Source organism: Sphingomonas aquatilis (assembly GCF_014196115.1).
Taxonomy (GTDB): domain Bacteria; phylum Pseudomonadota; class Alphaproteobacteria; order Sphingomonadales; family Sphingomonadaceae; genus Sphingomonas; species Sphingomonas aquatilis.
Window position 1 is genome coordinate 1151215 of the sequence record NZ_JACIDB010000001.1, and the last position, 18013, is coordinate 1169227.

At 67.5% G+C, this 18013-nt stretch carries 13 protein-coding genes and 1 tRNA gene; 6 read left to right on the top strand and 8 right to left on the bottom strand.

Going from position 1 to position 18013, the window contains the following annotated elements; all coding sequences use genetic code 11:
* Window positions 1-57 precede the first annotated feature (57 nt).
* Entirely contained in the window at window positions 58-378 is a 321-nt protein-coding gene (locus GGR47_RS05395) for a TIGR02300 family protein (protein ID WP_017978348.1), read from the top strand.
* Window positions 379-603: 225 nt separating this feature from the next.
* A tRNA-Ala gene (locus tag GGR47_RS05400) sits at window positions 604-679 on the top strand.
* 108 nt (window positions 680-787) lie between these two features.
* On the opposite strand, the gene GGR47_RS19265 is transcribed toward GGR47_RS05400, so the two are convergent.
* Window positions 788-1465 carry a methyl-accepting chemotaxis protein gene (locus tag GGR47_RS19265; RefSeq protein ID WP_147036528.1) on the bottom strand — a complete coding sequence of 226 codons (678 nt, stop codon included), beginning with the start codon at window positions 1463-1465 and terminating at the stop codon, window positions 788-790.
* 178 nt (window positions 1466-1643) lie between these two features.
* Here GGR47_RS19265 and GGR47_RS05410 point away from each other — a divergent pair, with 178 nt between their 5' ends.
* Window positions 1644-1991 (top strand): heavy metal-binding domain-containing protein, encoded by a 348-nt coding sequence (locus tag GGR47_RS05410; protein ID WP_147036538.1) that lies wholly within the window; start codon window positions 1644-1646, stop codon window positions 1989-1991.
* 239 nt (window positions 1992-2230) lie between these two features.
* Here GGR47_RS05410 and GGR47_RS05415 read toward each other — a convergent pair whose 3' ends face one another.
* The 3 genes from GGR47_RS05415 to GGR47_RS05425 all read right to left on the bottom strand — a co-directional run bounded on the left by GGR47_RS05415 (window position 2231) and on the right by GGR47_RS05425 (window position 7128).
* Window positions 2231-3556: a PQQ-dependent sugar dehydrogenase gene (locus GGR47_RS05415; protein WP_147036529.1), complete on the bottom strand. Its 1326-nt coding sequence runs from the start codon at window positions 3554-3556 to the stop codon at window positions 2231-2233.
* Between the two features lie 260 nt (window positions 3557-3816).
* Window positions 3817-6045, bottom strand: coding sequence for a catalase/peroxidase HPI (katG, locus tag GGR47_RS05420; RefSeq protein WP_147036530.1), 2229 nt, complete (start codon window positions 6043-6045; stop codon window positions 3817-3819).
* Window positions 6046-6426: 381 nt separating this feature from the next.
* Window positions 6427-7128 (bottom strand): aspartyl/asparaginyl beta-hydroxylase domain-containing protein, encoded by a 702-nt coding sequence (locus GGR47_RS05425; protein ID WP_147036531.1) that lies wholly within the window; start codon window positions 7126-7128, stop codon window positions 6427-6429.
* A gap of 182 nt (window positions 7129-7310) precedes the next feature.
* Here GGR47_RS05425 and GGR47_RS05430 point away from each other — a divergent pair, with 182 nt between their 5' ends.
* Window positions 7311-10184 carry a M16 family metallopeptidase gene (locus GGR47_RS05430; protein WP_147036532.1) on the top strand — a complete coding sequence of 958 codons (2874 nt, stop codon included), beginning with the start codon at window positions 7311-7313 and terminating at the stop codon, window positions 10182-10184.
* A gap of 125 nt (window positions 10185-10309) precedes the next feature.
* On the opposite strand, the gene GGR47_RS19325 is transcribed toward GGR47_RS05430, so the two are convergent.
* From GGR47_RS19325 to GGR47_RS05450, 4 genes are all read right to left on the bottom strand, one after another.
* A complete protein-coding gene (locus GGR47_RS19325; RefSeq protein WP_147036533.1) occupies window positions 10310-10870 on the bottom strand; it encodes an endonuclease domain-containing protein in 561 nt (186 codons plus the stop codon).
* A complete protein-coding gene (locus GGR47_RS05440) occupies window positions 10851-12638 on the bottom strand; it encodes an AMP-dependent synthetase/ligase (RefSeq protein ID WP_147036534.1) in 1788 nt (595 codons plus the stop codon). The genes GGR47_RS19325 and GGR47_RS05440 overlap by 20 nt, the downstream gene beginning before the upstream one ends.
* A gap of 67 nt (window positions 12639-12705) precedes the next feature.
* Window positions 12706-14466 (bottom strand): gamma-glutamyltransferase, encoded by a 1761-nt coding sequence (ggt, locus tag GGR47_RS05445; RefSeq protein ID WP_371859739.1) that lies wholly within the window; start codon window positions 14464-14466, stop codon window positions 12706-12708.
* A gap of 40 nt (window positions 14467-14506) precedes the next feature.
* Complete coding sequence (locus GGR47_RS05450) at window positions 14507-15544, bottom strand: quinone-dependent dihydroorotate dehydrogenase (protein ID WP_147036540.1); 1038 nt, start codon at window positions 15542-15544, stop codon at window positions 14507-14509.
* A gap of 468 nt (window positions 15545-16012) precedes the next feature.
* Between GGR47_RS05450 and GGR47_RS05455 the strand changes: the two genes are divergently transcribed.
* Both GGR47_RS05455 and sufB read left to right on the top strand, forming a co-directional pair.
* Complete coding sequence (locus tag GGR47_RS05455) at window positions 16013-16459, top strand: SUF system Fe-S cluster assembly regulator (protein WP_147036535.1); 447 nt, start codon at window positions 16013-16015, stop codon at window positions 16457-16459.
* A 3-nt stretch (window positions 16460-16462) separates the two neighbouring features.
* Window positions 16463-17938: a Fe-S cluster assembly protein SufB gene (sufB, locus tag GGR47_RS05460; protein WP_147036536.1), complete on the top strand. Its 1476-nt coding sequence runs from the start codon at window positions 16463-16465 to the stop codon at window positions 17936-17938.
* Window positions 17939-18013 lie beyond the last annotated feature (75 nt).

Consider the following 18013-nt stretch of genomic DNA (forward strand, 5'->3'; position numbering starts at 1 on the left):
TCGGGCCAAGGGCGACCTTTGGCTCGCGAAACCCATTTCCGAAAGGTATCAGACGGCATGGTCAAGCCGGAGTGGGGCACGAAGCGTACGTGCCCGAAATGCGCGACGCGCTTCTACGACCTCGAAAAGGACGATCCCGTCACCTGCATCAACTGCGGCACGACGTGGAATCCGGAGCCGATCCTGAAGTCCAAGCAGCCGCTGCCGTTCGAGCAGATCAAGCCCGATTCGAAGGAAGCGGACAGCGATCTCGAGGGTGAGGACGAGGATCTGGAAGCACTGGGCGAGGAGGAAGAACCCTCGGCCGACGACGAGGTGGACCTCGGCGGCGACGACGACCTCGGCGTGGAAGCGCCGACCGAAGACGACGATCACTAAGTTTTGAAACGCGCCGAGGCGCGTTTCGCGGTTCCGGCCCGCTAACCTTCCCGGCCACCCACAAAGTATCCTTGATGGGTGGCCGGGAGGGGGAGCGGGCCGGAACCGCCGCAAATTCGCTCTTCCGCGAATTTCAAACATAATTGTGGATAAGTGCATGGCAGGCGCAAATCGGCGCTTGCCATGCCAGGGCGCCCCGGTTAGTGGGGCGCCTCCCGGAACGATGGGGCCGTAGCTCAGCTGGGAGAGCGCTGCAATGGCATTGCAGAGGTCAGGGGTTCGATCCCCCTCGGCTCCACCATCCGTTCCGAAGAGGCTGACAAGCCTGCTAAATTTTCCCGATAATCCTGCTGCCTGAGCGACCGTTACGAGTGTAGCAGGACGTGGGCTGTCGCGCCCTTGCCCGAGCCTAAGCGAGGTTGAGCGAGGCTTCGTTGACCTGGGCGATTTCGAGCAGGACGTCGGAGGTCTGGCGCGACAATTCGCGCACTTCATCGGCCAGGACGGCAAAGCCGCGGCCATGGTCGCCAAGGCGGGCGGCTTCGATCCGGGCATTGAAGGCGAGGACGCGGGTGTCGGCGGCGATCTTCGTCACCGTGGCGAGCATGGCATGCGCGCGGCGCGTCAGGGCTGCGCGCTCGTCGACGACGCGCTGCATCGAGCGTTCGTAAGTGACGTCGACATAGGTCAGCACGGCGCCGCCCCCACATCCGGGCGTGAAGATGATCTCGAAAACCTGCCCATCGTCGAAATGGTGGTCCAGCGTCTGGCGCTCGCCCCGCTTGAGCCAGATACGGTGGTTGTCGAGCACGCGGGCGACGCGATCGCTCGACCAGCCGACGGCCCGGCCGATCTGCGCAAGATAGTCGCCCAGCATCGTGCCGACGGGCAGATTGGCCGGCTCCAGACCGAAGATCGCGCTGACCTGAGGATTGATGAGGCGGATACGCTCGTCGGCGCCGTATACGACCATGCCGTGGCGCATATGCGCCATGACGGTGGCAAGCTGCTTCGCGGCATCGCCGGTGGGCGTCACGCTGGCGTCCGGTTGAGACGGATGGGCAGGAACGGAATCGAGCGGAGCCATATCGTCCGATCTTTAGGCGGTTGGGAGCGGTATCGCGAGGACGATCTTCGGCGGCGGGCGATGCGCCTCGGGGTGATCCGGTGGCGCTGGATTCGCGGCGCGACCTTGGGCACATTCGGGCGGCCGCGCGGATCAGGCGTGCGGTGAAGCAGGAGGGGAATTCATGACGATTGTCCGCATGGCGTTGTGCGCCGCGCTGTTGGGGTGTGCCGGGGTCGCCGCTGCGCAGGAGGCGAAGGCGCCGCTCGTCAATCCGGAGGCGGGGGTGCCCGTCTTTGCCGGCGACATCACGGATCGGCCCTATCAGGTGATCGGCGAGGTGAAGGCCGGGGTGCGCAAGGCGACGGTGTTCAGCAAGGCGTCGTCCGAAGCGAAAATCTATCGCGAGCTGTGGGAGCGGGCGAAGAAGATGGGCGCCGATGCAGTCATCAACGCCAAATATGGCGAGGCGCACGTGACGGCGATTAGCTGGGGCAAGACGAATGCCACGGGTACGGCGGTGAAGTTTATCGACGCGGGGAAATAGGCGCGCGCGGTTCGGCGCGGCGTTTGTCCGGCAGGGATACTCGCGGGTTGAACCGGTCTCGTCATTGCGAGCATAGCGAAGCCATCCAGAGCCGGACCAAGACGCCCTGGATGGCTTCGCTATGCTCGCAATGACGGATGAGGCTGGGAGGGCGCGGCTGGAGCCTCTGGCCGTCCCCGTGGTGACGAGTGGACCCCGGAACGAGTCCGGGGTGACGGGGGATTGGGGGCGAGCGAGCGTTACTTCGCCGCGACGCGCCAGATCGTGTTGCCGACGTCGTCGGCGACCAGCAGCGCGCCGGTGCGATCGGATTCCAGGCCCACCGGGCGGCCGCGGGCTTTGCCGTCGGCGTTGAGGAAGCCGGTCAGCACGTCCTGCGGCTTGACGCCATCGACGGGGAAGCCGCGCGCCGCGAAGGGCACGAAGACGACCTTATAGCCCGATACCGGCTTGCGGTTCCACGAGCCATGCTCGCCGATCAGCGCGCCCTGCGCGTAGCGGTCGCCGAGCTTCATGCCGTTGGCGAAGGCGAGGCCGAGGGCGGCGACGTGCGGCCCGAGCGCGTAATCGGGGCGCTTCGAATATTGCTGCAGGTCCGGGCGCTGCGGATCGACGCGATTGTCGGGGTAGCCGCCCCAATAGAACCACGGCCAGCCGAACTGGTCGCCGAGCTCGACCTGCGTCAAATAATCGGGCGCGAGGTCGGAGCCGAGCATGTCGCGTTCGTTGACGACGGTCCACAGCTGCTGATTGTAGGGGCTGATCGCCATGCCCTGCGGATTGCGCAGGCCGGATGCGTAGATGCGGAACGTCTTCTGGTCGGGATAGACCTGCAGGATGTTGGCGCGGAATTTCTCCGCCTCCAGCCCCTTTTCGGCGATGTTCGAGGCCGAGCCGACGCCGACGAACAGCGTCTTGCCGTCCGGTGCCGCGATCAGCGTGCGCGCCCAATGGTTGCCGCCGCCGTTCAGCTTGACGACCAGTTCGGGCTTGGCGGTGATCTGCGTCGCGCCGTCGGCATAAGGCACGCGGACGAGCGCGTCGGTGTTGGCGATGTAGAGCTGTCCATTGAGCAGCGCCATGCCGGTCGGGGAGTTCAGCCCGGTCATGAAGACATGCCGTTCCTCGGCAACGCCATCGCCGTTCGCATCGCGCAGCAGCGTGATGCGATTGGCAGAGGGCACGCCCGCGCCCGCCTTGTTGAGCAGGCGGCCCATGACCCAGGCTTCGATCCCGCCACCGTCGCGGGGCGGCGAATTGGTTTCGGCGACCAGCACGTCGCCGTTGGGCAGGCGATACAGCCAACGCGGATGGTCGAGGCCGCGCGCGAAGGCCTTCACCGTCAGGCCCGCGGCGGGGGTGGGCGTTTCATTGCCCTGCCAGCCGACGACGTCGGCGACCTTGACGGTGGGCAGCGTCTGGTCGCGCGGTTCGGTGATGGCGGGGCGCTTGCCGGCGACCTGATCGACCGACAGCTTCGCCGTATCCGGCCAGGCAAGATAGACGACGACCGCCACGGCGATGACGGCGATGAGCGCGGCGACGCGCAGGACGTGCTTCAGCATGGCACTACGATAAGAGGAGCGGGGCTGGCGGGGAAGGGGGCAGCGGCGCGTTGCCTGTCGAAGGGCGTGTTCCCACACGGGCGGCGGCCGCCCGCGGCCACCCGTACTTCGACAGGCTCAGCACGAGCGGGCCGAGGACGTTCCTAAATCTCAGACACCTACGAAAAAAGACCGCCGGTGCGAGAGGGGATCGCACCGGCGGTCCGTCATCCCGGCCGGAAGGGTCGCTCCTTCCTGGTGGCCGGGACGAACCGTATGTCTCAGGCCGGCGAACCGACCAGCAGGTCGTAGCGGTCGGCGTTCATCACCTTGGTCCACGCCTTCACGAAGTGATCGGCGAACATCGGCGCGGCATCGCTGCACGCATAGACTTCTGCGATCGCCCGCAGCTGCGAATTGGAGCCGAACACCAGGTCGGTGCGCGAGGCGGTCCACTTCTGTTCGTGCGTGTGGCGATCGGTGCCGACGAATTCCTCGTCGCTGTCATCGCTAACCTGCTTCCACGCAGTGCCCATGTCGAGCAGGTTCACGAAGAAGTCGTTGGTCAGCTGACCCGGCCGGTCGGTGAAGACGCCATGCTGGCCCGCTTTGGGATGGTTGGTGCCGAGGACGCGGAGGCCCGCCACCAGCACCGCCATCTCGGGCGCCGACAGGCCGAGCAACTGCGCCCGGTCGATCATCAGCTCCTCGGTCGGCACGTTATACTTGACCTGCAGATAGTTGCGGAAGGCGTCGGCCTTCGGCTCCAGCACGTCGAAGCTTTCGGCGTCGGTCTGCTCGGCCGAAGCGTCGGTGCGGCCGGGCGCGAAGGGCACCGCGATCGCGTGGCCCGCGGCCTTGGCCGCCGCCTCGATTCCCACCGAACCGCCGAGCACGATCAGGTCGGCGATCGAGACCTTCTTGTCGCCCTTGCCATCGAAGTCGGCCTTGATGCCCTCATAGACGCCGAGCACCTTGGAGAGCTGTTCGGGGTTGTTGACCTCCCAGTCCTTCTGGGGCGCCAGGCGGATGCGGCCACCATTGGCGCCGCCGCGATGGTCCGATCCGCGCCACGTCGATGCCGACGCCCAGGCGGTCGTGACCAGCTCGGCAATCGACAGGCCGGAATTGGCGATCGCGGTCTTGAGGTCGGCGACGTCGCCGTCGTCGATCTGCGGATAGTCCGCGACCGGGATCGGATCCTGCCAGATCAGCTCTTCCTGCGGCACTTCCGGGCCGATCAGGCGGATCTTCGGCCCCATGTCGCGGTGCGTCAGCTTGTACCAGGCGCGCGCCCAGACGTCGGCGAAGTAAGCCGGGTCCGCACGGAATTTCTGGCAGATCGCATTGTACGACGGGTCGACCTTCAACGCCATGTCGGCGGTGGTCATCATCGTCGGCACGCGCTTGCCCGCAGTGTGCGCGGCCGGCGCCAGCGTCTCATCGGGATCGCCCACGGGGTGCCATTGATGCGCACCGGCGGGGCTCTTGGTCAGCTCATACTCATGGTCGAAGAGCATGTCGAAATAGCTCATGTCCCACGTCGTCGGCGTCGGCGTCCACGCGCCTTCGATGCCGCTGGTGATCGTGTGATCGCCCATGCCGCTTTCGTGCGTCGAGGCCCAGCCGAGGCCCTGCGAGGCGATGTCCGCGCCTTCCGGCTCGACGCCGACCAGCTTCGGATCGCCCGCGCCATGCGCTTTGCCGAAGGTATGGCCGCCGGCGGTGAGCGCGACGGTTTCCTCGTCGTTCATGCCCATGCGGGCGAAGGTCTCACGCATGTCGCGCGCCGAACCCTGCGGCATCGGGCAGCCGCCGGGGCCTTCGGGATTGACGTAGATGAGGCCCATCTGGATCGCGGCGAGCGGATTTTCGAGCGCGCGGCCCTCCTGCTCCTCGATCCGGGTCTGGCCGAGCCATTCCTCCTCGGTGCCCCAATAAACGTCCTTTTCGGGCTCGAACACGTCCTCGCGGCCGCCGGAGAAGCCGAAGGTCGGGCCACCCATCGATTCGATCGCGACATTGCCCGCCAGGATGAACAGGTCCGCCCAGCTCAATTTGCGGCCGTACTTCTGCTTGATCGGCCACAGCAGGCGGCGCGCCTTGTCGAGGTTGCCGTTATCGGGCCACGAGTTGAGCGGGGCAAAGCGCTGCTGGCCCGCCGACGAGCCGCCGCGGCCGTCACCGGTGCGATAGGTGCCGGCGGAATGCCAGGCCATGCGGATGAAGAAGGGGCCGTAGTGACCGTAGTCGGCCGGCCACCAGGGCTGGCTGTCGGTCATCAGCGCGGTGAGGTCGCGCTTCAGCTGGTCATAGTCGAGCGTCAGGAATTCGGAGCGATAGTCGAAGTCGTCGCCCATCGGATTGCCGCTGACGCCCTTCTGATGAAGGATGTCGACCGACAGCGCCTCGGGCCACCAGTCGCGCGAGGTGCGGCCCAGCAGGCTGCGTAGCGCGGCGGGCTTCTTGTTCGGGTCGCTGAGTGGGCTGCCTTCGGTGATCGCGTCCATGTCCTGCTCTCCCTCAAAACGCTACGTCCGCTGCGGGCATGAACGCCGCCGCAGCGATGCTGTTGCCAAGGGATATCGCAGTCCGTCTGATCGGGATAACGCTTAATCGCGAAGGCTGTGATCGGCCGAGGCGATCAGTGGGTCCCTCGTCCATCGTCACCCCGGATCAAGTCCGGGGTGACGGGAGTAGGGGCGGATCGACGTTCGGCGCGGGGCAAATCCTCCCCCGCCAGGGGAGGTGGCGCCGCCGCAAGGCGGTGACGGAGGGGGCGGACGGGAACGTCCCCAGTAACGAGGCGCTACCCTTACCTCCCCCTCCGTCATGCCTGCGGCATGCCACCTCCCCCTGGCGGGGGAGTACTGAAGCTCGTCTATCGACCGTTACGCCTCGTCCGCTGCCCGCAGACCCGGCAGGCGTCGGACGCGGTCGGCGACCCATTTGCCGGGGTTGCGCAGCGGGCGGTCGAAGCGGATGCGCAGGACGATGCGGGTGCCGCTCGCCTCGTTCCAGACTTCGTGGTCGTAGGTGTCGTCGAATACCAAGGTCTCGCCCTCCGACCAGCGGACGACGCGATCGCCGACGCGCATGCGGACGTCGCCGTCGCGCGGCACGACGAGGCCGAGGTGGCAGGTGATCAGCCCCTTGGTGGCACCGCGCCGGATCGCGTGATGCGCGCCCGGCGGCAGGATGGCGAGCGCGGCGCTGTCGAGGCCGGGGATGGTCGAAACGATGCGATGCGTCTGCGGGCAGGGGGCGTGGGTGTCGCCGTCGCGTCTCCACAGCGTCACGGTGCGGTCGGCGGGGATCGCGTCGCCCGACAGCGCGCTCATCGCTTCGTCGCGGATCGTGCGCCAGTGATCGCGGAGCAAGGCGGTCCAGGCGAACTGGCGCATGTCGAGCACCGGATCGGTGGCGACCAGCGACGAGGCGGCGATCACGCGATCGATCCGGCGGCGCAGGCCCGCAGGCAGGTCGAGCCCACGCAGCAGGCCCTGCGGCTGTGGCTGCGTCGGGGGAGTCGGGGCCGGGGCGCCCGAATCCCGCCACATTGCCGATGCCGTCCTGGTCGTCGCGATCGTCATGCCCCTGCCGTCGTCATCCTGGCGTACGCGCGGCCATGATGCCGTATGCGCCGCTCATCCTGATTGTTTTGCGGGGCTTGGGTATCGGCATACCGGGGCCAAATCATGACCGAAACATGGAGCGTCGGCACAGATGGTGTCCTCGCTGGCGGCGCCCGTCGTGCCACGCTACAGCAGGGGCCATGGCGTATCTTTCCCGCGCATTCGCGCCCGTACTCGTCCTCGCTCTGGCCACCGGTGGCATCGCCCAGGTCAAGGCGCCCCGCTCCGCAGTGGCGGCCCAGGCGGCCCCCGCGGTCAAGGTCGATCCGACCGCCTGGCTCTACAAGGGCAGCGACCTGCCGCACGATCCGGCCTGGGTGTTCGGCACCCTGCCCAACGGCCTGCGCTATGCCGTGCGCAAGAACGGGGTGCCGCCGGGCCAGGTGTCGATCCGCGTACGGATCGACGCCGGGTCGCTCAACGAGAAAGACAGCGAGCGCGGCTACGCCCATTTCATCGAGCACCTGTCGTTCCGCGGATCGGAATATGTGCCCGATGGCGAGGCGAAGCGGGTGTGGCAGCGGTTTGGCGCGACCTTCGGGTCGGACAGCAACGCCTCGACCACGCCGACGCAGACGCTCTACAAGCTCGATCTGCCATCCGCGACCGAGCAGACGGTCGATGAAAGCCTGAAGATCCTGTCGGGCATGATGGAACAGCCGACGCTGACCGATGCGGCGGTCTCCGCCGAACGGCCGATCGTGCTGGCCGAGCGCCGCGAACAGCCGGGGCCGCAGGTGAAGTTGCAGGAGGCGATGAGCAAATTATTCTTCGCCGGCCAGCCGCTCGCCGAACGGTCGCCGATCGGGACGCTCCAGACTTTGGAGGCGGCGAATGGAGCGAGCGTGAAGGCGTTCCACGATCGCTGGTATCGGCCCGAAAACGCGGTCGTGATCATCTCGGGCGACATGGACCCGGCGACGCTCGGTCGGATGGTGACGCAGCATTTCGCCGGCTGGAAAGGCAATGGCCCGGCGACGCCCGCACCCGATTTCGGCAAGCCGTCGCCCAACGAGCCGACCTCTGCCGTGATGGTCGAACCGGGCATGCCGCCGCTCGTCATGATGGGCGTCGTGCGGCCGTGGCAGTACAATGACGACACGAAGATCTTCAATCAGAAGCGGATGGTCGACACGATCGCGGCACGCGTCATCAGCCGCCGGCTGGAGCGGCGTGCGCGCGCGGGCGCCAGCTTCGTGCAGGCGGGCGTCGACCTCGACGACCGGTCGCGCTCAGCGAACATGACGACCGTCATGATCCTGCCCGTCGGCGATCAGTGGGAACAGGCGTTGAAGGACGTGCGCGCGGTGATCGCCGACGCGCAGAAGACGCCACCGACGCAGGCCGAGATCGACCGCGAATATGCCGATTACGAGGTCGCGATCCGCAACGGCGTGGAGACCGCGCAGGTCGAGGCGAGCGCCAAGCAGGCCGACGACATGGCCGGCGCGCTCGACATCCGCGAAACCGTGACCGCACCCGCCAACAGCTATGCCATCCTGACCGACGCCAAGGCGAAGGGCATGTTCAACCCCGCCGATGTGCTCGCCTCGACGAAGAAAATCTTCGCCGGCGTCGCGACGCGCGCGCTGGTCAACACGCGCACCGCCGAGAAGGGCGCGGCGGAAAAGCTGGCGGCGGCGCTGAAGGCCGACGTGTCGACGCTGACGATCAAGCGCGCATCGCAGGCGGCGGTCGATTTCAGCAAGCTGCCCGCGCTGGGCAAGCCCGGTACGGTCCTGTCGCGGACGCAGATCGCCGGGCTGCCATCGGAAAAGGTGGTGTTTTCGAACGGCGTGCGGCTGCTGACCTTCGCCAATCCCGACGATACGGGGCGCGTGTTCGTGCGCGTGCGCTTCGGGCGCGGCTACAATGCCTTGCCCGCGAGCAAGCCGAGCCCCGCCTGGGCGGGCGACCTTGCGCTGATGGAAAGCGGCATCGGCACCCTCAGCCAGGACGACCTCGATCAGCTGACCGCGGGGCGGCAACTCGGCCTAGACTTCGGGATCGACGACGATGCCTTTTCGATCGCGACGCTGAGCAGCCCCAAGGATTATGCCGACGAACTGACGCTGGCGGCGGCGAAGCTCGCCTATCCGCGCTGGGATGCGGCGCCGGTCGCGCGGGCGAAGTCGTCGGCGCTGACCGCGATCCCCGGCTATGATTCGTCGGCCGACGGCGTGCTGTCGCGCGACCTCGAAGGGCTGTTGCACGATGGCGACCAGCGCTGGCTGACGCCGAGTGCCAAGACGGTGTCGTCGCTGACGCCGGAGCAGTTCAAGGCGTTCTGGGCGCCGCTGCTCGCCAGCGGTCCGATCGAGGTCGACGTGTTCGGCCAGATCAACCCGGACGAGGCGATCGCCGCGGTGGCCAAGAGCTTCGGCGCGCTGCCACCGCGCGTGGACAGCTCGACCGCGCCGCCGCCGGTGCGCTTCCCCGCGCATGTCGCGAGCCCCGTGCTGCGCTATCACAACGGTCCCGACAATCAGGCGAGCGCGGTCATCGCCTGGCCGACCGGCGCGGGTCTGACCGACATCGCCGAGGCGCGGCGGCTGGACGTGCTGGCGCAGGTGTTCAGCGACCGCCTGTTCGAACAGATGCGCCAGGCGGAGGGCGCGAGCTACAGCCCCGGCGTCGCGAGCAGCTGGCCCCGCGGCCTGCCCGGCGGCGGCCGCCTGATGGCGGTGAGCCAGGTCGCGCCCGCCAACGTGCCGCTGTTCTTCAGCCTCGCCCGCAAGATTGCCGCGGACCTCGCCAAGACGCCGGTCACCGCCGACGAGCTCGAACGCGTGAAGGGGCCGCTACAGCAAAGCTACGCCCGTGCCGCGACCAGCAGCCTGTTCTGGCTGCGCGAAATGTCGGGCGGCACGTTCGACGAACGCCGCATCGACGCGGTCCGCCGCCTGGGCCGCGACTTCGGCGAAGTGACGCCGCAGGTATTGCAGGCGACGGCGGCGAAATATCTGGTGCCGGAGAAGGACTGGACGCTTGCGGTGCTGCCGCGGAAGAAGTGAGGGGGCGGGGACGCGAGCGCGCCGTGACCTCCCCCTCCGTCAGCTACGCTGCCACCTCCCCCTGGCGGGGGAGGAATGGCTGAAAAGTCCTCCCTCGCTTTAGCGGGGGAGGGGGACCGCCCGCGTCAGCGGGTGGTGGAGGGGGCGTTTCCGCGCGCGTTCAGCTCGGGGAGGATGAGCCGCATCACCGCATCGAGATCGCGGAGTATGTCGGTGGCCGGGATGCGCAGGGTCATGACGCCCTGTTCGGCGAGCCACGCGTCTCGCCTCGCGTCGCGTTCGGGGCGGTCGCCGCGGTCATGTGCTTCGCCGTCGACTTCGATTACCAGCCGGGCTTTCGCGCAGTAGAAGTCGAGGACGTATGGAGCGGCGGGGACCTGCTTCCGTATGCGGAGCGGAAGTTTGCGGAGTTCGCGCCAGAGCAGGATCTCGGGGAGGGTGAGGTTCGCCTCAGTGCCTTTGCGTCGGCGAGGTTTCGTTTGGTGCCGCCGAGCTTCATCCTGACCTCCCCCTCCGTCAGCTGCGCTGCCACCTCCCCCTGGCGGGGGAGGAATTGCAACTAAGTCCTCCCCCGCCAGGGGAGGTGGCACGCCGCAGGCGTGTCGGAGGGGGAGGTCAGCGGTGCGCCTGCGACCGAGAATTAGCCTCGCTCCCCCCCTTTTACGCTCACCCCTTGTACAACGCATCCAGTCGTTCGCCGTACACGCCGCGGATCACGTGGCGGCGGATCTTCAGGCTGGGGGTCAGCTGTTCGTTTTCGATCGCGAAGGGTTCGTCCGCCAGGATGAAGCGGCGGATGCGTTCGGTGACGGACAGGTCCTTGTTCACGCGTTCCACGGCATGGCCGATCGCGGTGCGATATTCGCTGTTTTCCGCAAGGCGCGCTGCCTTGCAGGCGGTGCCGTTCGCCGCGCACCATTCCTGCGTCCATTCGGGGTCGGGCACGATCACCGCCACCATATAGGGGCGGCGGTCGCCGGCGATCATCGCCTGGACGATCTCAGGCTGCAGCGTCAGCATGCCCTCGACCTTCTGCGGCGCGACATTCTCGCCCTTGTCGTTGATGATCAGGTCTTTCTTGCGGTCGGTGATCTTGATCCGGCCGGCCGCGTCGATCTCGCCGATGTCGCCCGTGTGCAGCCAGCCGTCGCGCAGCACGCGCGCGGTTTCCGCCTCGTTGCGCCAATAGCCGTGCATGACCAGCTCGCCGCGCACCAGGATTTCGCCGTCGGGCGCGATCACCACCTCGGTCGCCTCGAGCGGCGGGCCGACCGTGTCGACCTTCACGCCCACGCGCGGCCGGTTGCACGAGATCACCGGCGCCGCCTCGGTCTGGCCATAGCCCTGCAGGAAGGTGAGGCCGAGGCTCTGGAAGAACAACCCGACCTCCGGCGTCAGCGGCGCGCCGCCCGACACCATCGCCTTCATCCGCCCGCCGAAGCGCTTGGCGATCTTGGGCTTGAACAGCGTATCGACCAACAGCTTGGTCGGCCGGTCGGTGAGCGAGAGCCGCCCCGCGCTCTGCTTCGCGCCGATCTCCAGCGCCTTGTCGAACAGCCAGGCGGACATGCCGCCCTTCTTCTCGATCGCCTTGCTGATCCGCGTGCGCAGCACTTCGAACAGGCGCGGCACGACGAACATGATCGTCGGGCGCACTTCCTCGATATTGGCGGCGAGCTTGTCGAGGCCCTCGGCGTAATAGATCTGGCCGCCCAGCCCGATCGGGAAATGCTGCCCGCCGGTATGCTCATAGGCGTGGGAGAGCGGCAGGAACGACAGGAACACCTCGTCGTCCCAGCCGAAATCCTCGGAGATCAGCGCGGCGCAGCCGTTCACATTGTGCAGCAGCGCGCCATGGTGCTGCATCACGCCGCGCGGCGCGCCGCCGGTGCCGCTGGTGTAGATGATGCAGGCCAGGTCGTTGCGCTGGAAATCCGCCTCCGCCGCGACGCGCACGGGATCGGCGGGATGATCCGCGATCAGCCGGTGCCAGTCGTGAAAATCGATGCTGGTCGACGGCGCGCGCATCGGGTCGATGCCGATCACCGTCTGCCCCTGGTTCGATCGCAGCACCGCGGGCATCAGCGTCCGGGCGAGCTTTTCGGTCGATACGATGATCGCGCAGGCGCCCGAATTTTCGATGATGTGCGCATGGTCGCGCTCGGTGTTGGTCGTGTAGGTCGGCACGGTGACGCAGCCCGCCGCCATGATGGCAAGGTCGCTGATGCACCATTCCGGCCGGTTCTCGGCGACCAGCATCACCCGGTCGCCGCGCTTCATGCCGATCGCCTTCAGGCCGGCGGCAAGGCTCGACACCTGCCGCGCCGCTTCTGCCCAGCTCGTGGCGACCCATTGGCCGTCGCGCTTCGCCCACAGGAAGGGGGAGTCACCCTTTTCCGCCGCGCGCGTGAAGAACATGGTGACGAGATTGGGGAAGTGTTCGAGGGTGCGCATGGCTCTCTCCTGCATGCCGGCGGCGCGTGTGGATCCCGCGCCTGCCGTAACGTCCGTGACGCGCTTTTTATTCCGAGGGGCGATTGGCGACGGGGGCCATGGGCAGCGGTTTGGTAACGCGGCCCGTCTCGTCGATCGCGGCGCCCTCGCTGCGCGGATCGGCGGCCCCGACCCAGCGGTTGCCCTTCCATTCGATCGCGTTGGCCTTGAGGCCCAGCGGGGCGATCTGCGTCCGTTCGCCGAGCTTGGCGAGCGCGGGCTGGAGCGCTTCGGCGGGCGTGCCCTTTTCCAGCGTCGCGACGGGGCCGGGTGCGTAGACGAGGCCGAGGCGGATCGCGTCCTCCGCCGACAGATTCCAGTCGAGCACGCCGATCAGCGCCTTGGCGATCTGCGCGATGATCGTCGATCCGCCCGCCGCGCCGAGCGCAAGGCGCACCTTGCCCTGCGCGTCATAAACGATCGTCGGCGCCATCGAGCTGCGCGGGCGCTTTCCGCCCTCGACCCGGTTGGCGACCAGATAGCCTGCATCCACGGGCACGATGTCGAAATCGGTCAGTTCGTTGTTCAGCATCGTGCCGTCGACCATCAGCCCCGATCCGAACGGCCCTTCGATCGTGGTCGTCACCTCGACGACATTGCCGTCACGATCGGCAACGGCGAGGTCGGTGGTGCCGGGCACCTCGCTGACCGGCGCCGCGGTGCGCGGCGGCGCGCCCGGCGGCGTGCCGGCACTGACCGTCGCCATCGTCGTGCTGGGCGAAATCAGCGCAGACCGCTGTGCGATATAGGCGGGATCGAGCATGCCCGTGATCGGCACGCGCACGAAATCGGGATCGCCGACGTACATGTTGCGGTCGGCATAGGCGAGGCGCGAGCTTTCGGCGAACAGATGCCAGGCCACCGGGCTGGCCGGGCCGAGCTTGCCCATGTCGAACCGTTCCAGCTGCTTCAGGATCATCAGCACGGTGATCCCGCCCGACGAGGGCGGGCCCATGCCGCAGATCTTGTAGGTGCGATACGGCACGCACAGGTTCGGGCGCGGCTTCGCTTCGTAATTGGCGATGTCGCCGGTGGTCATCTGCGACGGGTTGCGCGCGGCACCGTTGACCGTCGCGACGAGCTTTTGCGCCTGCGGACCGACGTAGAAGCTGTCCGGGCCGAGCTTGGCGATCCGTTCGAGCAGCGCCGCCTGCGCCGGATTGCGGATCAGGCCGTCGGTGCCGGGCGTGAAGGTGGCGCTGCCCTGCGGCGTCAGGTCGCCGCCAAACGAGCGGACCGCATTGTTGAAGCGCGGCGAGGGCTGGAATCCCTGCTTGGCCAGCCGGATCGCGGGCGCGAACAGCCGCGCCCATGGCAGCTTGCCGCCGTTGCGATGCGCCAACGCCATACCGCGCAGCGCACCCGGAACGCCGACGCTGCGGCCGCCGGGGACGGCATCGGCATGCGACAGCGGCGTGCCGTCGGCGGCGTAGAACCAGCGCGGGGTGGCGGCGTGCGGTGCGGTTTCGCGCGCGTCGATCGTGTCGATCTGGCCGGTGCGGGCGGCGTGGCGCACCCAGAAGCTGCCTCCGCCCAGGCCAGAGCTTTGCGGCTCGACGACGTTCAGCGCCAGCATCGTGGCGATCGCCGCATCGGTGGCGCTGCCGCCAGCCTTCAGCATCTCGACGCCCGCCGCCGCCGCACGCGGATCGGCGGCGCTGACCATGCCAGGTACTTTAGCGGGCACCGTCGCTCCGGGCGCTTTGGGGCCGGCCGGGGTCTTCGCCGGTGCCGCAAGGGCGGGCAGCGGCAGCGATAGGAGGGCGAGCGTCAGGGCAAGTCTGGTCATCGCGGCGAAACCTAACGCCTCGCCGCGTCAGGGCAAGCCGTTACGCCCCTACGGCATCCGTGACGCTGGCGAAGCCATCGCGGGCAAGGCGTGCGTCGAGATCGGTCAGGATGCGGCGGGCGAGGCCGGGTCCTGCGAAGACCAGCGCCGAATAGAGCTGCACGAACGATGAGCCTGCCCGGATGCGCGCATAAGCTTCCGCGCCGCTATCGATGCCGCCTGCCGCGATCAGCGCGATGCCGCCGCCACTGGCGGATCGCACATCGGCGAGGCGCTGGCGGGCGAGCGTGGCAAGCGGCGCGCCCGACAGGCCGCCGGTTTCGCCGGCATGCGGGCTGCGCAGCGGTGGGCGCGAGACGGTAGTGTTGCCCATGATGATCGCATCGATCCGCCGCTCGATCGCCGCACGGACGATGCCATCGATCGCGGCCGCATCGAGATCGGGCGCGACCTTCAGGAACAGCGGCGTGCTGCCCCGCGCCTCGGTACAGGCGGCGAGCAGCTCGTCCAGCGCTGCGCCATGCTGCAGGTCGCGCAGGCCCGGCGTGTTGGGCGAGGAGATGTTGATCGTGACATAATCGGCGAGGGGGGCCGCGGCGGTGACGCCGGTGACGTAATCGGCGATGCGATCGGTCGCGTCCTTGTTGGCGCCGACATTGATGCCGAGCCGGCCGGAGCGCCGTTTTGCGGCACGGGCATTGGCGAGGCCCGCGTCCAGGCCACCGTTGTTGAACCCCATCCGGTTGATGACCGCGCGATCCGCGACCAGCCGAAACAGCCGCGGTTTGGCGTTGCCGGCCTGGGGCAGGGGGGTCAGCGTCCCCATCTCCACCGCGCCGAAGCCCATCGCAAACAGCCCGTCAACCGCCACGCCATCCTTGTCGAGGCCCGCCGCGACGCCAAGCGGATTGGCGAAGCGGAGAGCGCCGATCTGCGTCGCGAGTCGCGGGTTTGAGGTGGGAGCCACGACGGGCAGTTTTCCGCGTGCCGCCAAGGCCTTCAACGTCAACCCATGCGCGCGCTCGGCGTCGAGAGTGAACAGCAGCGGGCGCAGGGTCTGATACATGGTGCCGCCCATCGCATTGGGGAGGGCGAAGGTCAAAGCGGTCCGCTTCCGCTTCGTCGCTCCCTCCCTGATCCTCTCCTTCGTCATCCCGGCGAAAGCCGGGATCCATGGACACGATGCCTTCCGCGGCTTCTGCCCAACATCAGCGTCCCGCATCCATGGATCCCGGCGTTCGCCGGGATGACGAGGGGGCGCGCACGGTGGCCACACCCCATCCGTCATTCCCGCGAAGGCGGGAATCCATAACCGCTACCGGTGCGGCCCCAGCGAATACCTGCGCGTCTGGATTCCCGCCTCCGCGGGAATGACGCAGCGAGGGGCGCCCCCCGTGCGAAATTCGCGCCCCTTCCGCACCGCATGCACCCAAACGCCACACCCCGCTTGACCCCGCCACACAAACCCCTATCTGGCAATCGGATCGAATTGATCCGATTTGCGAGCCGTTCTCAACAACCGGCGCGCGACAAGCAGTTCGGAGCCATGCGCCTTTCCAGCCTCGCCGATTATGCGGTCGTGATGATGTCCGCCGCCGCGCGCCATTGCGGTGCGGCGGGCCGGCTCAACGCGACGCTGCTCGCCGAGGAAACCGGCGTGCCGCTGCCCACCGCGCAGAAGCTCGTCAGCCGCCTGTCCTCCGCCGGCCTGATCGAAAGCACGCGCGGCACTGGCGGCGGCTTTCGCCTGTCGCGCCCGCCCTCCGCGATCAGCCTCGCCGACATCGTCGAGGCGGTCGAGGGCCCGATCCAGCTGACCTCCTGCGTCGAAGGCAGCCGCCACGACTGCGCGATCGAAGGCGCGTGCCAGGTCCGCCCGCACTGGGGCATCGTCAACGAAGCCGTCCGCGGCGCGCTCGCCGGTGTTAGCCTCGCCCATCTCTCCCGCGCGCCGGTCGCCGCCGCCGCGCCCCGCATTCCTGTACAGGTGTAACCCATGGCCACCAAGAACGCCGAAGCCTATGCGGCCGTCTCGAAGACCTACGAATGGGGCTTCACCTCTGACATCGAACAGGACTTCGCGCCCAAGGGGCTGAGCGAAGACACCGTCCGCTACATCAGCGCCAAGAAGGACGAGCCCGAATGGATGCTCGACTGGCGCCTGAAGGCCTTCCGCCTGTGGCAGACGCTGGAGGCGCCGGACTGGGCCAAGCTCAACGTCCCCCCGATCGATTACCAGGACGCCTATTATTACGCCGAGCCCAAGGCGAAGCCGAAGCTCGGCAGCCTCGACGAGGTCGATCCCGAAATCCTGCGCGTCTACGAAAAGCTCGGCATCCCGCTGGAGGAGCAGAAGATGCTCGCCGGCGTCGAGGATGGCAGCGAGCCCAAGCGCCGCGTCGCGGTGGATGCGGTGTTCGACAGCGTGTCGGTGGCGACGACGTTCCGCAAGGAACTGGAAGCGGCGGGCGTCATCTTCCGCTCGATCAGCGAAGCGATCCGCGAATATCCCGAGCTGGTAAAGAAGTGGCTCGGCAAGGTCGTGCCGCAGCGCGACAACTACTTCGCGACGCTCAACAGCGCGGTCTTCAGCGACGGCACCTTCGTCTACATCCCGGAGGGCGTGCGCTGCCCGATGGAGCTGTCGACCTATTTCCGCATCAACGCCGAAAACACCGGCCAGTTCGAACGCACGCTGATCGTCGCCGACAAGGGGTCGTACGTCTCGTATCTGGAGGGCTGTACCGCCCCGATGCGCGATGAGAACCAGCTGCACGCGGCGGTCGTCGAACTCGTCGCGATGGACGATGCCGAGATCAAATATTCGACCGTCCAGAATTGGTATCCGGGCGACGAGGACGGCAAGGGCGGCATCTACAATTTCGTCACCAAGCGCGCGCTCTGCCAGGGCAAGAACAGCAAGGTGTCGTGGACGCAGGTCGAAACCGGCAGTGCGATCACCTGGAAGTATCCCTCCTGCGTGCTGGCAGGCGATGGGTCTGTCGGCGAATTCTACTCGGTCGCGGTGACGAACAATCGCCAGCAGGCCGACACCGGCACCAAGATGATCCACCTTGGCAAGAACACCAAATCGACCATCGTGTCGAAGGGGATCAGCGCCGGTCGCTCCGACAACACCTACCGCGGGCTGGTGCGCGTCGCGCCGACCGCGGAGAACGTCCGCAACTTCACCCAGTGCGACAGCCTGTTGCTCGGCGACCGGTGCGGCGCGCACACCGTACCGTACATCGAGGTCAAGAACCCCAGCGCGCAGATCGAGCATGAGGCGACGACGTCGAAGATCAGCGAGGACCAGCTCTTCTACGCGATGAGCCGCGGCCTGGATCAGGAAGCGGCGGTCGCGCTGATCGTCAACGGCTTCGCCCGCGAAGTGCTGCAACAGCTGCCGATGGAGTTCGCGGTCGAAGCGCAGAAGCTGTTGGGGATTTCGCTGGAAGGCTCCGTCGGATGACCCAAGTACCCCGTCATGCCGGACTTGTTCCGGCATCCACCGTGCCACAAGGGGGCGCTGCCCGAGTGGAGGAGT

Bases quoted from the DNA above. Each gene is read 5' to 3' on its own strand.
- GGR47_RS05395 (WP_017978348.1), top strand. From the start codon at position 58: ATGGTCAAGCCGGAGTGGGGCACGAAGCGTACGTGCCCGAAATGCGCG.
- GGR47_RS19265 (WP_147036528.1), bottom strand. From the start codon at position 1,465: ATGGCTCCGCTCGATTCCGTTCCTGCCCATCCGTCTCAACCGGACGCC.
- GGR47_RS05410 (WP_147036538.1), top strand. From the start codon at position 1,644: ATGGCGTTGTGCGCCGCGCTGTTGGGGTGTGCCGGGGTCGCCGCTGCG.
- GGR47_RS05415 (WP_147036529.1), bottom strand. From the start codon at position 3,556: ATGCTGAAGCACGTCCTGCGCGTCGCCGCGCTCATCGCCGTCATCGCC.
- katG (WP_147036530.1), bottom strand. From the start codon at position 6,045: ATGGACGCGATCACCGAAGGCAGCCCACTCAGCGACCCGAACAAGAAG.
- GGR47_RS05425 (WP_147036531.1), bottom strand. From the start codon at position 7,128: ATGACGATCGCGACGACCAGGACGGCATCGGCAATGTGGCGGGATTCG.
- GGR47_RS05430 (WP_147036532.1), top strand. From the start codon at position 7,311: ATGGCGTATCTTTCCCGCGCATTCGCGCCCGTACTCGTCCTCGCTCTG.
- GGR47_RS19325 (WP_147036533.1), bottom strand. From the start codon at position 10,870: ATGCGTTGTACAAGGGGTGAGCGTAAAAGGGGGGGAGCGAGGCTAATT.
- GGR47_RS05440 (WP_147036534.1), bottom strand. From the start codon at position 12,638: ATGCGCACCCTCGAACACTTCCCCAATCTCGTCACCATGTTCTTCACG.
- ggt (WP_371859739.1), bottom strand. From the start codon at position 14,466: ATGACCAGACTTGCCCTGACGCTCGCCCTCCTATCGCTGCCGCTGCCC.
- GGR47_RS05450 (WP_147036540.1), bottom strand. From the start codon at position 15,544: ATGGGCGGCACCATGTATCAGACCCTGCGCCCGCTGCTGTTCACTCTC.
- GGR47_RS05455 (WP_147036535.1), top strand. From the start codon at position 16,013: ATGCGCCTTTCCAGCCTCGCCGATTATGCGGTCGTGATGATGTCCGCC.
- sufB (WP_147036536.1), top strand. From the start codon at position 16,463: ATGGCCACCAAGAACGCCGAAGCCTATGCGGCCGTCTCGAAGACCTAC.